Below are 15,497 nucleotides of genomic sequence, written 5' to 3' on the forward strand. Positions count from 1 at the left end.
TTTCCTATTATTATACTTTGTTTTCTCCTTCAAGAAGAATGAAACGAATAATTATGTAAAATAAAAAACAGAAATCGTTAAAAAAAGCAAGCCGCGTATGTTTTAGACTCGGCTTGCTTTAGAGTTAGTTAGCGACGGCAGCCATGCCCTTTAAAGCAGCAGCCAAATGATTTATTAAACCATGGATATGAGCAGCAAGGTGAACCGCAGCGACAGCGGCGACGGCTAGAACGGCGAGTAGAACGGCGAGTAGTGCAGCGAGTAGAACGGCGAGTAGTGCGACGAGTAGAACGGCGAGTAGTGCGACGAGTGGTGCGGCGAGTAGAACGGCGAGTAGTGCGGCGAGTAGAACGGCGAGTAGTGCGACGAGTAGTGCGACGAGTGGTGCGGCGAGTAGAACGACGAGTAGTGCGGCGAGTAGAACGGCGAGTAGAACGACGACGAGAGCGTCTGTGAAGAGCAGTTGGCTCTTGGTACATAAATGTTTCAAGCTCAGTAGAAGCAAGTGCTTCTGTTGCTTCTCTAATTCTTTCAGCAGTGATATGCATATAAACACCTCCTGGCTAATTCGGTACATAATACAATATGTACAAGGAAGGTGTTTGGATATAGTGAAAACATGGAATTTGTCTAAATTTGTGAAAGAAATGGAGTGGTTTTCATGCTTCAAATCCTCGAACATCAAAGAGTGGATATCGCTCTTCAAATAGTAGCTGTGCAAGTAGAAGCTTATCAAGAAGAAGCAAGGCTCATTAGCTTTTCAGATATTCCTCAGCTTACAGAAAGCAAAGAAGATGTTATGAAAAGCAAGGAAGTGTTTATCGGAGAAATAATTGAAGGTAAGCTAGCAGGCGTGCTGTCGTTTGAAAAAGAAAATGAGCGATTAACGATTTGCCGCCTCGTTGTGCGTCCTCGTTACTTTCGAAAAGGAATCGGAAGCCGTCTTTTAACATATGTACTTCAAAGATATTCAGAATGTGAGTGTATGGTTTCCACAGCCGAAAAAAATACACCTGCGATTAAGCTATACGAAGCTCATCGGTTTTCAATTATAAAACACACTGCAGCTGCGGATAATCTTGTGTTAGTAACGATGAAAAGAGATTGAGCCATAGCTAAATTAATCCAAAGACTAACAAATTGGCTACATGAGCTAGTAGGAATCGGCTGTTGCTTTCCCTACAAGGCTTCGCTTTCCGCAGGAGTCTTCGCCTTGCCCTCCAATCACCAGCTAGAAGTACCTACATACATGAAACTTACGTTTACCATAGCAATAAAAAAATCCGAACGCGTTGGATTCTTCATCAAGAATCTCGATTCATCGTTCGGATTTTCCTTCAGCTAAAATACTTTTGTCTCAGCCTCTATGATGATAGTGTTTGCTCAGAATAATCTAGAGCTGTATGACGCTGAATCAGCAGTAAAGCAGCTAAAGTGACAACTGCTCCGATAATAAAAGGCAGCGTCATATTGAGTTTAAAGGCAAATGCACCAAGCAGAGGGCCAAAAATACGCCCTAAGCTATCCATTGAGGCAGTTAACCCTGAAGCAGAGCCATATCCTACTTTGGTTCTCATCGTAATTAATGAGAGGACACAAGGACGAATAAGGGCATTTCCTGCTGTAAATATGCACAGAAATAAGGTAGCATTAACGGCACTAGAAGATAACAAAATAGACGTAAATCCTATTGCTGAAACCAATAAGCCAATAGCCATCAGTTTTTTTTCATTTCCTTTTTTAAATCGCTGCAGTACACCGCCTTGAATCAGGGCTTGAGTTAAACCGCTCGCCATAAACATCCATCCGATTGTCGTGGGAGTAGCATTGATTTTCGCTATTTGAAAAAATTGAAAAGTAGCTTCTAAACCAGCGAGCGTAAAAGTCGCTAAAAATGAAAGAACATATAAATACTTCATAGCTCCTTGAAAATCTGACGTGAAGTCATGCCATCTGGATGTCTGTACTTTGGCAGCAGGTTCTTTTCGTAACGATTCTTTTAACGTAAAGAATGAGAACGCTGTCATAATCAGTGACAAGATACCAGAGATAACGAAGGGAACAAACAAGCCGAAAGACGAAAGGACACCGCCTAATGCCGGTCCAAAAATAAAGCCTAAGCCAATTGACATCCCTAACAGTCCCATTGCTTTCGTGCGGTTTTCTTCATCTGTACTATCAGAAGCGTATGCAAAAGCACAAGGAATAACAGCTCCTGCAAACAAACCTCCGATGATGCGTGACGTATACATCAGAGTCAGAGAGTTTTCTGCCACCGAAAAAAGAAAAAAGCTTGCGCTAAAGCCAAGTAAGCCCCAAAGTAAGATGGGACGGCGGCCTTTTATATCGGAAAGCTTCCCCCAAAAAGGTGCGGTAATAAAAGATGCGATCGAATAGCTAGCCATTAGTATCCCTAAATTGACCGTGCTTGCACCCGTGGCACGAATAACTTCAGGTACGATGGGGATGATCACTCCAAAGCCGACAAATACCATAAAAATAACAAACATTAACGTTCCAAGCTGTTTGTTCATATGCAATTAAGCCCCTTTCTCTGTAGAACATGCCGTGAGTTTAGTATACCAAATACCAAGACGTTTTTTACGTATATTTGGTAAAAAGCGCTTTATTTATAAATGGATAACTATGTTAATATTTACCTGTTGCGCTGAAGCTGATACAATTAAAAGAAAAGGGACGTGAAGCGATTGCCAATATGGATTGTATTTGCTGGGATTATAGGCGGTCTTTTAGGATTTGGGGCGCTAGTGGATTATATAGCTAAAAAGAGAAGTATCGAGCTAGATCCAGAAGAAGGGATAAAGAATGCTTCTGAGGCAGAACAAATCTATGTGGAAAATTATCTTTATCAAACAAAAGAAAATAACAATTACTTTCAATAAAAAAAGCTTGGAGAGAAATCTCCAAGCTTTTTTAATGAGGTAAAAAGATGAGCTGATAGAGAAATAAAACAGCAAAGACATACACAAGCGGATGAACTTGTTTGCCTTTTCCTTTTACCAGCTTCATTAACGGATAAGAAATGAAGCCAAGGGCAATTCCTGTTGCAATACTTGATGTAAGAGGCATTGCTAGAACAACTAAAAAGGCAGGGAACGCTTCATCAAAGTCATTCCAATTAATTTTAGCTACAGCACCCATCATCAAGCTTCCGACAATAATTAATGCAGGTGAAGTAATAGCTGCTACGCCAGAAACCGAGCTTACAACCGGACTAAAGAACGCTGCCACAATAAATAGAATGGCTACCGTCACGCCCGTTAGACCTGTACGTCCGCCTGCTGCTACACCAGATGAAGATTCAACGTAAGCCGTTGTTGGGCTTGTACCAAATAAAGCGCCAATCGTTGTACCAAATGAGTCAGCAAGCAATGCTTGACGCACGCGAGGCATCTTATTACCTTTCATAAGACCTGCCTGTTGAGCTACTCCTACCATTGTACCTGTTGTATCAAAAATCGTAACAAGTAAGAAAGAAAAAACAACTGTGTACAAATCATGATGAATAACATCTCCAAAAGCAGCAAAAGGATTTGAAATCATTAAGCCGTCCGGAAGGTGAGGAGAAGCAAACAAACCTTTATCAAATGAAAGCTGTCCTCTAAAGAAAGCAATTAGTCCGGTAATAATCATACCGAAGAATAAAGCGCCGTTTACATTTAGCGTATATAAAATGATTGTAATCGCAAGTCCAATCAGTGTTAAAACTACTTTCTCAGACTGCAAATCACCAAGTCCAATTAAATTTGATTTATTTGCAACAATAATACCGGCTGAACGAAGCCCGATAAAAGCAATAAATAAACCGATACCAGCACTGATCGCGTGCTTTAAATTGTTTGGAATAGCTTCAATTAATTTTTCGCGAAACGATGTTAACGATAGGATGATAAAGATAATACCCGCTACGAATACAGCTGAAAAAGCAGTAGCATAGTCGATACTTCCATTTGAACCGACAACTAAAGCAGCAAAGTATGCATTCATTCCCATGCCGGGAGCAATAGCGATTGGATAGTTAGCTGCAAGAGCCATCCATAGCGTAGCTACGACTGCTGAAATAATAGTAGCTGTAAATACTTGATCAAAAGGAACGCCGGCGCTGGACAAAATAACTGGGTTCACAATGACGATATAAATCATGGTTAAAAACGTTGTAATACCAGCTAAAATCTCCGTTTTAGCATCCGTGTTATATTCTTTTAACTTAAACATAAGTAACCTCCAAAAATAACGAACATTAAAAGCAACATGATATATAATATTCGTTTTTTACTTGAAATGCAATAGATTTGCATATAAAAAATCAAAAACTAAAAAAGTGACGATAAAAGAGCTAAAACAAGTGTGAAATATTTCTTTTTTTCGGTGCTTTTTATAGTGTGTGCGTATAGAAGAGGCTCATACGAAAAAAAGCCGCTTAGGCTATAGCGGCTATGTTGCTTGTTTTGATGAAACGACTATTGGAAATTTTATTTTAATGGAAAGAGTTAAATCGTGATACGTATATTCCAAGCGTCCGTGGTAGTTGGAAACAAGTTCAGAAATGATCCACGTGCCAAGGCCTTCGTGGCGTTCTTTCTTTTCTGTCACATGAAAAGAAGTAAACAAGTGATCTTGACGCTCTCGTGATAAAGGAGCGGTAGAATTGCTGACTTCTAAAATGTAAATGCCACTTCGAATCATACTCGAAACGGTTATCTCTTTTTTCTCAGAAGAATGAGCGGCTTCTAAAGCATTATGCAGTAAATTCATGATGAGATTCATTTGGTCAAGGTGCTTTAAAGGCAGCTGTGATAACGGTGAATCTAATTGAACATTCATATGTATTCCCCACGTATGTGCTTGATTCTTGCTTTGATGTACAACAGAAGCAACGTGCGAATGTTCACCTTGAATATATGAATGGGTATCATTCAAAGCTTCAACGTAATCTTGAATATACTCTTGTGCCTGCTGTCTTTGGTTTGTTTCTAGAAGATAGGATACGGCGCTGACATGTTTAATAAAATCATGTCTTTCAGCTCTTAACGCTTGAAAAAGCTCATTGTTTTTTTGAATTTCACGTGAAGCACTGCTTTCCCGGTTAGCTACGAATATGTATTGTTGATAAGACGAAAACATGTCGGTCATGTAACCAATCATTGTGATAACGGTAAGGCCAATACTAAGAGGTGAAGATAGGCTAAATAAAAGCAGAAAAAAAGACGTCAGTACGATTGCTTTTTTTATCGTTAGTGAAGGAGCCGTTTGATATTTCTTTCTCCATATAAAAAATGAACCAATTATAAAAGAACTAAGTAGGAGATGTAAACTAACAGGCAGGTCTTTAAAAAAGAGGAGCACGAAAACAGTTAGTAAAACTAGTGTGTAAAATAGTTTCATTTTAGATAGTCCCTCCTTTAAAAGTACTCTTTTTGCAAGATGTCTAAATTTGTTTTCGTGATTAAAGCTGTTTTTTCGGTGCTTTGAAACATCACGGAGTAGGAGTGCTTAGTATACAGGGAGAAATTTTGAATATAGGAAATGTTGATAATAAAAGCTCGATGCGACCTTAGAAAATGACTCGCTGTTAATTCTTTTTCAATTTCGTTTAATGATTGATAGGTACTAAATTCTCCATTTGTCGTTATGATGGTGGTAGAGCGACCCGTTCGCTCTGCAAATATAATATCTTGTTTGTTCAGCACTTGCATTTCGGTTTTTTGTTTTAAAATAAGCTTATCTCTTGTATCAGTTGATTGTTTTTTTTGATGAAAACGCTGAATGCCTTTTAACAGACGCTCTTTAGAATAAGGCTTCATAATGTAGTCCAAAACGTTGAGTTCAAATGCATGAACGGCAAAGCCGCTGTGCCCAGTGACAAAGATGACTTGAATATCAAGTGCGTAAGCATTGATAAAGTCTGCAAGCTCATAACCTGATAGCTTTGGCATTTCAATATCTGTAATTAATAAATCAATTTCATTTTTTTTAATTTCGTTATAAGCTTCCTCCGCGCTGCTAGTCGAAAAAAGTATGTCTATATCATCTTCTCTTTCTAAAGAAATCCTCAATTTTTCTAAATCATATGAATGATCATCCACTAATCCTACCTTCATAAATAAAAACCCTCTTTGTTTTATTCTATTGGATATTACCACACTATTTTACCATGATTTACAAGATAGAAAGGACGTTTCGCGACATAAAAAACCCTCTTTATGACAAGATGGAAGATGCTGTATAAAAAATAAGCTAAGATAGAGTCAATCACAGTAAAAGGGGAGAGCGGATATGATTGAAATCAAAGGTGTGACGAAATATTTTAAAGAGAAAAAGCAAACAATTACAGCTGTTCAAGATATTCATGTAACCATCGCACAAGGAGAAATTGTAGGACTATTAGGGGAAAATGGAGCGGGGAAAACAACTCTTTTACGTATGCTGTCGACTGTACTTGAACCATCGGAAGGTAATATGTTCATTCACGGAATAAACATTCATAAACAGCCTGATAAAATAAAGAAAAAAATCGGCGTGCTTTTTGGCGGTGAAACAGGTTTATATGACCGTTTGACTGCGCGTGAAAACTTATCTTATTTTGCTAAGTTTTATGGAATGAGCAAACATGAAACAAAGATAAGGATTGAGGAACTGGCCAAACGTTTTGGAATGAAAGACTACTTGGACCGTCGCGTCGGAGGCTTTTCAAAAGGAATGCGTCAAAAAGTAGCCATTGCACGCACTATTCTTCATAACCCGGACGTTATCCTATTTGATGAACCGACTACAGGATTAGACATTACATCAGCAAACATGTTTCGCGAGCTTATTAAAAGTCTGCAAAGAGAAGGAAAAACGATTGTTTTTTCCAGTCACATTATGGAAGAAGTGGAGATGCTGTGTCAATCTATCATTATGATTCATAAAGGAAAAATGATTTATCAAGGAACAAATGAACAGCTGTATAAAGAAGAGGAAAGTACAGACTTAAACTACATCTTTATGTCGCGTATCGTGAGGGGGGCTTAATATGATTTGGCATATTTATAAAAAAGAGTTAATAGATTGTTTGCGAGATCGCAAAACGATTATCTTTAGCGTGTTGATTCCGATTTTATTAAATGTAGGGATTATCTTTTTTGCAGACAAAATGATGGCTAGTGATCAAACAGATTCCATGTCTGTAGCTGTTACAAAAGATTCTGATGCCAGTGTGATCGACTGGTTAAAAAACGATGACAATATTAAAGTAATTGAAAGCAGAAATCCACTCAGTGCTGTAGAACAAGGGAAAGCGTTAGCGGCGTTAAAGCTACCAGACGATTTTTCTTCAGAAGTGCGTAAGATGAAATCGCCAGAAGTTACTGTTTATACGGATTCAGCGAGCATGAACTCAGGTGCTACCGCAGAGTATATACAAAATATACTGAATAAACATCGAGAAGCTATAGTTAGCGAACGCTTAGACCAACTAAATGTGAATAGTCAAACGATAGCTCCGTTTAATGTGGTTGAAAAAGGAGTGTCTAAAGAAGATGACGGCTCTTTAACAATGATTGCAATGTTTGCGCCAATGATTATCATTATGGGCGTTTTTGGGGGGATTCTTCCTTCAGCAAATGATATTTTTGCAGGTGAAAAAGAACGGAAAACAATGGAAGCTTTATTGATGTCTCCTGTAAAACGAACGCAATTACTGGTTGGGAAATGGCTTACTATCTCTACATTTGGTATATTGAGCGGTCTTTTGTCCACATTTACATTTGTTTTGTCTGTACGTTATTTAACAACCGTATTAAATAATGCATTGCAGCTCAACGGTCATGTTACAACCTTTATCTTCTCGTTTTTAGTCACCCTTACCCTGCTAGCACTTCTAGGAGCTATGGTATTATGTATTCTTAGCCTTTTAGCAAGTTCGGTTAAAGAAGCGCAGAGCTATACATCTCAAATTGTGATGGTAGCGATACTTCCATACTTTTTACTGATGGGAAAATCCGTACATGAACTGCAACCAAGCGGATTTTTAATTCCTATTTATAACGTATTTGCACTTATGAAACAGCTTCTCTACGGTGTCTACGACATGCAGAGTCTCGTCTATACAATAGGAAGCTTATCGGTTTGTACGGTTGTTTTATCTGCGGTTGGTTATACGATGTTTACGAAAAGCCGCTGGGTGCTTGGTAAAGGGTAAGAGACTGGGCAAAAGTAGTTTAGTTGAAGGAAGGTCCGAACGAGTAATCGTTCGGATTTTTTTATTGGAATGGTGAACGTAGGTTTCAAGTATGCAGTTAGTTGCTTCTAGCTGTTGATTGGAGGGAAAGACGGAGACTGCTGCGGGGAAAGCGAAGTCTTGCACGGAAATCAACAGCGGTGTCACAAGCGCTTCATAATAGCTCATTCACCCCATTTGTTTGTATTAAATTGAAGTGATTTCGTTATGTCTCAACTTTTTTGTAGGGAAAGAGCAACAAAAAGAGAATGTAGAAAGAAAGGGGAGTGGAACAATTGCATCCTATTATAGTAGAAGAAATTCCTCATTCGATAAAAAAGTATGTAAAGCAAATCGAAAAAGTGACGTTTCCGAAGCAAGGGTGTACATCGGATGTCGGTATTCTTCATACCGCTAAAGGGAGATATGTTTTAAAACGGGCAAAAAGGGAAAAGTACAGAAAATGGTTATATAAGGAATATTATGTATTAAAAAATATACAGGCACTGGCGGACTTTCAAAGCCCGAGCGCTTACAAGTTTGTTCAAACAGCAGAGGAGAGCTGGATGCTGCTAGAATTTTTTGAAGGAAAGACGGTAAGAGAGTATTTAGAGAAGGAAGATAATGAAAAAAAGCGTGAGCACGTTGTCTATGAAATGGGGCGTCTTCTTGCTCGTATTCACAATGCTGAGTGTCCAGAACGATTAGTGAGTAAGCAGCCGTGGATCCACCGCATGCTGCAAGAGGCAGAGTACAATTTAACCCACTATGAGGTAGACGGAAATCAACGGCTGCTAAAACAACTGCAGAAGCAAAACATGATATGCAAACAAGAGGTACTTATTCACGGAGACTACACGATTGATAATGTACTTGTACACGACGGTCAGATAACAGCTGTTATTGACTGGAGCGGAGGAACTTTAGGAGACGCTCGTTATGATATGGCGCTGGCTGTTCGTTTTGAAGACGGAATCTTTACAGGTAAAGAGCGCGCGTCTTTTTTTAAGGGATACGGCAAGGGGATTTCACAGAGCGAATTTTGTTACTTTGCAGAAGGTTTGTACGAGTTTTTTTAAGGAATAATGACATCATTTTCTTCATTTGTTGAACGTCCACTTTCTTTGACGAATTCATACTAGTTTTGTCACGTATGAAGGGATTTAAAAATTTCTCTCGAAATGGCTAGTAAATGAAAAAAATGGAGGGATGGAACATGACGATGAAAACGGTAGATGTGGCAAAGTCACTGGGAATACATCCAAGTACGGTATTAAAGTGGGTCAAAATGGCGGATATCGAGCTAGAGAGAAATGAATCGGGACACTGTGAGTTTACAGAAGAAAATGTTGAGGCACTTAAAAACTTTCAAAAAAACCGCAATCGTCAAGCCGTCGTCAAAGTGGTAGAAAAAGTAGTAGAAAAAGAGGAAGTCGTTATATCTGATGAACGTGCACAAGATATGCAAAAGCAGCTTGATCAGCTTTTTTTAAGACTGATTGAAAATGAAAAGCGTACAGAAGAAAAAGCGGGAGAAGTAGTGACCTTTCAAATTTTAGAGCATCGTTCAGAAATCGATCGATTAAATAAAGTTATTACAAAATTAGAAAATCGAGTAGTAGAACTTGAAAGTCAGTTAAAAAGTGAAGACAGCTTAAAAGGTAAAAAGCCTGTTCCGAGATGGAGAAGCTTTTTAACCGGTATTTTTAGCTATTAGCAGCGATTTACCATAACGGTAAATCGCTTTTTTTTATGGAATTTTATGAAAAATACATCAATTCGTACAGATTTGTGGAAAAAAATCTCAATAATAGTTGACGAAACGCTTAGTAATTTGATAAAACTAATTAAGTTAAGAAAGTGAAATACTTTCGTAAATACATATTCGTTATCATGCGATAGCGTTAAGGAGAGTGACAAGTGAAAAAAAGAGAAGAGCTCGTTCAAGAAATGGAGACGCTGTTTCGCTTTGTGTTCAGACAGCTTCGCCAAGAAATTAATGAAGTATACAATTCAGAGCTATCAACAAATGAATTTATGGTGCTTCGTATGCTGGTTGATTCCGGCAGGCAGCGATCAACTGATTTATCTAAGTATCTTCAAGTGTCAGCAAGCCACATTACGGCGGTAACCGACTTGCTTTTGTCAAAAGGCTACATTGCACGCAAACGGTCTGAAAATGATCGACGTATTATTGATATTGAACTGACCAAAGAAGGGCAAGATATTTTTAATGTGATTCAAGAAAAAAAACGAGCGTATTTCCTTGAGCGGTTTGAGCACTTTACAGATAAAGAAATTGAAACGATGAATAAACTGTTTCACAAAATTAAAGGTGATCAAAAATAAAGCGCTTTAAATGCGGAAGAATAATCAGTGAAGATGAGCTTCACTGATTATTTTTTTGTCTTAAAACGGAAAGAGTACAAGAAGCAAGTTAGTTGGTGAGAATATCAAATCAGCGTATAATAATAGAAAGAACACATGAAGGAGGTCATCTTTTTGACAGAACAATATGAAGTAGCAACTTTTGCCGGCGGCTGTTTTTGGTGTATGGTGAAGCCCTTTGATGAACAGCCAGGCATTATAAAAGTTGTATCTGGCTATACAGGCGGTCACAAAGAGAACCCGACGTACAAAGAAGTATGCTCAGAAACAACGGGCCACTATGAAGCGGTCCAAATTACATTTGACCCAGAAGTTTTTCCATATGAAAAGCTTTTAGAACTATACTGGCCTCAAATTGATCCAACGGATGCAGGCGGACAATTTGCGGATCGAGGCGACTCGTATCGAACAGCTATCTTTTACCACAACGAACACCAAAAGGAACTAGCCGAAGAATCGAAGCAGCAATTAGAAGCAAGCGGTCGTTTTTCTGAGCCGATTGCTACACAAATTCTACCGGCAAAACCGTTTTACGAAGCGGAAGAATACCATCAAGGTTATTATAAGAAAAATAAATTCCGCTATGCTATGTATCGACGAGGATCTGGACGTGATCGTTTTATTAAAGAAAACTGGAAAGACTTTGGCCGCGACGAGCAGCTGAAAACGACATTAACGCCTATTCAATATGAAGTTACTCAAAATGACGCAACGGAACCTCCGTTTCGCAATGAATTTTGGGATCATACAGAAGATGGTATTTATGTAGATATCGTGTCAGGAGAGCCGTTGTTTAGTTCAACTGATAAATATGATGCCGGATGCGGATGGCCGTCTTTCACAAAAGCGATTAATAAAGATGAAGTAAAAGAAAACATGGACGTTAGTCATAATATGGTTCGTACAGAAGTACGAAGCAAAACGGCTAACTCTCATTTAGGTCATTTATTTGATGATGGTCCGCAAGATGCAGGCGGCTTGCGTTACTGCATCAACTCAGCAGCTCTTCGATTTGTTCCGAAGGAAGATTTAGAAAAAGAAGGATACGGGGAATACGCTGTTTTATTTAACAAATAAAATAATATGAAAAAAAGAGCGTGATTCAACTTAAAGTTGGCTCACGCTCTTCTTTTTGTGCTTTCTTTTGTTTTATTTTGGCTCGAATGAGGCTATAGAGAAAAAGGAAAGGAATGTAGCCATAAATAAAGTAAAAGCCGGTCATGGATAATCGTGTATTAAGCTGATCGATCGTTTCTCGATCATCAAAGAAAATAGAAAAACCAAGAAGGGCAATAAGAACTAATATGAGAAAAATCGTAGGCGGTTTATTAAATGTTTTACTAAATCCACGAATTGTACACCATACGCTGACAGCAATAGTAGGAAGAACGACTAAAAGCCACAGAGAAATTAAAATATATTCAAAACGCTGTAAAAAGGGGATTTCAATAATTTTAGCCATCGTTAAAGTTGGCCAGATCGTATGCATTAACTGTCCTTGACTAAAGTAGGCAAATGACACTACTGCTGTGCACAAGTATAAAAAAGCACTGAACAAAATTCCAAGTTGACCCCATTTTTGGCTAGTAGCGCCATTTTTTATAAAAGGATAGAAAAAAAGCACAGATTCAAATCCCAAATTCTCAAAAGTCATCATTTTAGTTGAAATTAAAAATTCCCATATCGTGTGGTCAAACAAAGGAAATAAATTATTAAGGTGTCCATATTTTAATGGATAAATCAATGCAAATATGAGCGGCAAGGGAAGCATAACCCCAAAAAAAGCAATTCCAGTAATCACACGAAACCCACCGGAGACTGTATAGTAAATAATAGGTAAGTAAACAAGTGATACAATCCATGTTTCCAGCTGTGGAAACATCCATATTTGTAAAATTTCTACGTACGTCCGGTAAATGGTTAACGCAAAAATAAAATAATAAGCCGATGCCGCAAGAGTTAAAGCTCCTCCAAGGTATTTCCCAAAGTATAACCGGTGAATATCGACAATATCGCTGTTTTCGCGGGTTAAGATATTAAAAATCATCGCTAATAAAATACAGACGCTGATTGCAGCAAGAAAGATGGATATCCAAGCTTCATATCCAGCTCCTTTAATAATATAACGTTGAAATCCTAGGATCCCAACACCAATCTGAGTAGAGTGGACTAAGAAAAAAAGAAAAGAAGGGGAAACTTGATTTTCTTCTTTGATTGTATTGTGCATCTTTTCTTCCTCCTAGTTGCTAATACCGGTTTGAATAAGGTGAACGCGAGCTTTTACTTCAATATTCATATCCGGATATTGCGCTTTGAATTTTTCACTGTTAAACCCTCGCGTTTTACTTCGAACATAATCTGTAAAACAAATAGGGTCGATTTTGTGCCGCTGAAGCTTCTTAATAAAGGTATCCCCATCTTTTTCAATATCTTTTTGAAGCGTTTTTTCAACCATTTTAATATTAGCCGGGTCTGTTAAATCTATCCATCCAGGAAACTCTTTTACAAGTCCATCGATAGTTAAGTGCGCAACAATACTTGGATGCTGATGATTTCCTTTAATTTCATACTTTGTTTTGGTGCGCAAGTTTTGCAGTATAATTTCGCCTTTGCGGTCACTCTCTTTAATTTTTACTGAGTAGCGGCCGTGCTTTGTTCCGCTTGTTAGCAGTTTAAATAAAAACGTTTCTTTCATTCCGATGGTTGTAACGACTTTTTGTTTTTTGAAAAGCGCCAGTCCCTTTAATTTAATAGCATCTTTTTCTTGGGCTAAAACAGGAAGATAAGGGTCACGGTCGTCGCTAAAAAAACTAAATAAAAAAATTTGTAAATTAGTGTTAGGCAAATTTTCTGTGCGGATATTTTGTTCGATTAAATTAGAAATAAACTGATAGTCCTTAATTTTCTTTTTGGTAACGGAGCTCAATAATTCATGTGCGTTGCCATCTGCAATGCTTAATTTAATATTACGTCCAAGGTCTGGATTCCTAGCAATTGTATTTACTAATTCATCCACGCCATGTGTTGCAAATTTTTTTCCCATGACGATGCTCCTCAGCTGCCCAAAAGCAACTGGAAGAGATGATTTATTGTTTAAGCGGAGTGGAATATCAAATGATGAATTAGCAGTAGCCGCAATAATACTAGGTTCTTCCGTTGGCCCGTACTTATAAATAGGGTATAAAATAGTTCCTCTGACTTTATTGCTTTGAGGAATATAATCATATCCGATGGAGTTAACTACTTGAATTTCGTCAATTGTTTCACGGTCTGCACAGCTCGTTAAGAAAGTAAGGCAAGTGCATAAAATAAGTATTCTCTTCATGACGTTTCCCCGCTTTACTCATTATCTAAATTACTTTTTCGTTTAGTCTTATTCGCTTTATTAGGGTTATAGCGAAAGCGTTCTAAAGGACGCAAGTAGCTTGGCCGCTTGGCTGTATGACTATACGGCAAGCGCAAAAAGGTATCTCTGTACTCTGTTGGACGAAACGGAAAAAGCGGAACAAGATAAGGCATGCCTAAAGACTTTAAACGAAGCAAGTGAACCAGCAAGAAGCAAAAGCCAAAGGTGATGCCGACTAAACCAAACGCAGTAGCAAACAAAATAAACGGAAACCGTAATAACCGGATGGTATTAGACATTTTAAAAATAGGCGTTGTAAAAGAGGCTAAAGCTGTCAGTGAAACAATAATAAGTAAAATATTGCTTGTTAATGCAGCTTCTACTGTTGCTTGCCCAATAACAATCCCGCCTACGATTCCCAGCGTTTGACCTACTTTTGTTGGAAGTCTGGCTCCGGCCTCGCGAAGCAGCTCAATGGTGATTTCTAAAAAAAGTACTTCGATGACGGGTGGAAAAGGAACGTTTGTCCTTGAAAAAATAATAGGACCCAGCAGATCTTTTGGAAGCATTTCATAATGATACGTAACAATCGCTACATAAAGAGGCGTAGCAAAAATAGAGAAAAAGACGCCTAAAATACGAATAACTCGGAAAAATGACCCTAGAACCCACGGTAAATAGTAGTCCTCAGGTGAAATAAAGAAGTCAAGCAGCGTTGACGGTCCCGTAACTGCGTAGGGTGAACCGCTTGAAAAGAAGGCAGCTTGCCCGTTTAACAGACTAAACAAGACTCGATCGATCCGCTCTGTTGTTAAAAAAAGCGGAAACGCCGTAGAAGAATTATCGGAAATTAATTGATCAAGCATTGTACTATCAAAAATGACGTCGAAATCTATATCTTTAAGGCGCTGGGTCAGGGTGTCTACGTGCTGAGGGTTCGTTACGCCTTCTAAATAAACAAGCACCACGCGCGTTTTCGATTTATTTCCTACGGTAAGTTCTTTAAAAATAAGGTTTTCGGAAATGACCGTTTTTCTCATTAAATAGAGATTGACATCTAAATCCTCTACAAAACCAATTTTGGGCCCGACGACGCTGAACTCATTTTCTGTTTCATTTTCTTTTCGAAAGCCCGTATCAAAGCTTTGAACTTTAATAAGAGCTACTAGCTTATCGTCTTTATGCAATTGAAACATCACATAGCCGCGCAGCATCTTTTCTAAAATTTCTTTTGTATCTTTTGTAACGGAAATATCTTCAATCGGCAGAACGTTTTCGACTTCATATACACTGCTTAACGTGAAGTCTAGTTTTTGAAAAGGCTCAAGTATTTTATCTTCAACACTTTGCATGTTTACGAGCTGCTTAAAATAAGTAATGATGTATTTTCGATGCTGCGAACCAATAGCTAATGTTGTAAAATCACTTGATTTTTTAAATTGTTTAATCAGTTCGTCCAATGATTTTTTGGGCTGATCGTCTGCATTCTTTTTTTTAAATAAATGTTTAAACATAACCGTGCCCCTCGCATGACTTTCTATT

The 15,497-nt window shown here is 38.2% G+C and carries 16 protein-coding genes; 8 read left to right on the forward strand and 8 right to left on the reverse strand.

The window, feature by feature from the left end; genetic code table 11:
* Nucleotides 1–128: 128 nt before the first annotated feature.
* Nucleotides 129–548, reverse strand: a complete 420-nt coding sequence (locus tag LJY09_RS05915; RefSeq protein ID WP_155010299.1) for a CotG/ExsB N-terminal domain-containing protein — start codon at nt 546–548, stop codon at nt 129–131.
* A 113-nt stretch (nt 549–661) separates the two neighbouring features.
* Here LJY09_RS05915 and LJY09_RS05920 point away from each other — a divergent pair, with 113 nt between their 5' ends.
* Entirely contained in the window at nt 662–1,108 is a 447-nt protein-coding gene (locus LJY09_RS05920; RefSeq protein ID WP_033578349.1) for a GNAT family N-acetyltransferase, read from the forward strand.
* A 256-nt stretch (nt 1,109–1,364) separates the two neighbouring features.
* On the opposite strand, the gene LJY09_RS05925 is transcribed toward LJY09_RS05920, so the two are convergent.
* Nucleotides 1,365–2,534 (reverse strand): MFS transporter, encoded by a 1,170-nt coding sequence (locus LJY09_RS05925; RefSeq protein WP_028414199.1) that lies wholly within the window; start codon nt 2,532–2,534, stop codon nt 1,365–1,367.
* Between the two features lie 174 nt (nt 2,535–2,708).
* Between LJY09_RS05925 and LJY09_RS05930 the strand changes: the two genes are divergently transcribed.
* Nucleotides 2,709–2,903 carry a hypothetical protein gene (locus LJY09_RS05930; protein ID WP_028414198.1) on the forward strand — a complete coding sequence of 65 codons (195 nt, stop codon included), beginning with the start codon at nt 2,709–2,711 and terminating at the stop codon, nt 2,901–2,903.
* A gap of 31 nt (nt 2,904–2,934) precedes the next feature.
* On the opposite strand, the gene LJY09_RS05935 is transcribed toward LJY09_RS05930, so the two are convergent.
* From LJY09_RS05935 to LJY09_RS05945, 3 genes are all read right to left on the reverse strand, one after another.
* Nucleotides 2,935–4,236, reverse strand: a complete 1,302-nt coding sequence (locus LJY09_RS05935; RefSeq protein WP_013055916.1) for an NCS2 family permease — start codon at nt 4,234–4,236, stop codon at nt 2,935–2,937.
* A 219-nt stretch (nt 4,237–4,455) separates the two neighbouring features.
* Entirely contained in the window at nt 4,456–5,406 is a 951-nt protein-coding gene (locus LJY09_RS05940) for a sensor histidine kinase (protein WP_034270359.1), read from the reverse strand.
* A gap of 17 nt (nt 5,407–5,423) precedes the next feature.
* Nucleotides 5,424–6,122, reverse strand: a complete 699-nt coding sequence (locus LJY09_RS05945) for a LytR/AlgR family response regulator transcription factor (RefSeq protein WP_016763353.1) — start codon at nt 6,120–6,122, stop codon at nt 5,424–5,426.
* 175 nt (nt 6,123–6,297) lie between these two features.
* Between LJY09_RS05945 and LJY09_RS05950 the strand changes: the two genes are divergently transcribed.
* The 6 genes from LJY09_RS05950 to msrA all read left to right on the forward strand — a co-directional run bounded on the left by LJY09_RS05950 (nt 6,298) and on the right by msrA (nt 11,686).
* A complete protein-coding gene (locus tag LJY09_RS05950; protein WP_028414196.1) occupies nt 6,298–7,035 on the forward strand; it encodes an ABC transporter ATP-binding protein in 738 nt (245 codons plus the stop codon).
* A 1-nt stretch (nt 7,036) separates the two neighbouring features.
* The gene (locus LJY09_RS05955; protein WP_228307608.1) at nt 7,037–8,203 is read left to right on the forward strand and encodes an ABC transporter permease; all 1,167 of its coding nucleotides are present in this window, start codon (nt 7,037–7,039) and stop codon (nt 8,201–8,203) included.
* A gap of 305 nt (nt 8,204–8,508) precedes the next feature.
* The gene (locus LJY09_RS05960) at nt 8,509–9,300 is read left to right on the forward strand and encodes a phosphotransferase family protein (protein WP_228307609.1); all 792 of its coding nucleotides are present in this window, start codon (nt 8,509–8,511) and stop codon (nt 9,298–9,300) included.
* Nucleotides 9,301–9,437: 137 nt separating this feature from the next.
* A complete protein-coding gene (locus LJY09_RS05965; RefSeq protein WP_025749472.1) occupies nt 9,438–9,938 on the forward strand; it encodes a MerR family transcriptional regulator in 501 nt (166 codons plus the stop codon).
* 203 nt (nt 9,939–10,141) lie between these two features.
* Nucleotides 10,142–10,570, forward strand: a complete 429-nt coding sequence (locus LJY09_RS05970; protein ID WP_028414193.1) for a MarR family winged helix-turn-helix transcriptional regulator — start codon at nt 10,142–10,144, stop codon at nt 10,568–10,570.
* A 153-nt stretch (nt 10,571–10,723) separates the two neighbouring features.
* On the forward strand, nt 10,724–11,686 hold the full coding sequence (gene msrA / locus LJY09_RS05975; protein ID WP_028414192.1) for a peptide-methionine (S)-S-oxide reductase MsrA: 963 nt from the start codon (nt 10,724–10,726) through the stop codon (nt 11,684–11,686).
* 25 nt (nt 11,687–11,711) lie between these two features.
* Here msrA and LJY09_RS05980 read toward each other — a convergent pair whose 3' ends face one another.
* The 3 genes from LJY09_RS05980 to LJY09_RS05990 are packed head-to-tail and all read right to left on the reverse strand — an operon-like array spanning nt 11,712 to nt 15,469.
* Nucleotides 11,712–12,836 carry a GerAB/ArcD/ProY family transporter gene (locus tag LJY09_RS05980; RefSeq protein WP_228307610.1) on the reverse strand — a complete coding sequence of 375 codons (1,125 nt, stop codon included), beginning with the start codon at nt 12,834–12,836 and terminating at the stop codon, nt 11,712–11,714.
* A 12-nt stretch (nt 12,837–12,848) separates the two neighbouring features.
* The gene (locus LJY09_RS05985; protein WP_028414190.1) at nt 12,849–13,934 is read right to left on the reverse strand and encodes a Ger(x)C family spore germination protein; all 1,086 of its coding nucleotides are present in this window, start codon (nt 13,932–13,934) and stop codon (nt 12,849–12,851) included.
* A 14-nt stretch (nt 13,935–13,948) separates the two neighbouring features.
* Complete coding sequence (locus tag LJY09_RS05990; RefSeq protein WP_028414189.1) at nt 13,949–15,469, reverse strand: spore germination protein; 1,521 nt, start codon at nt 15,467–15,469, stop codon at nt 13,949–13,951.
* Nucleotides 15,470–15,497 lie beyond the last annotated feature (28 nt).

The sequence above is a fragment of the Priestia sp. J2 genome, assembly GCF_020790095.1.
Lineage (GTDB): Bacteria > Bacillota > Bacilli > Bacillales > Bacillaceae_H > Priestia > Priestia zanthoxyli.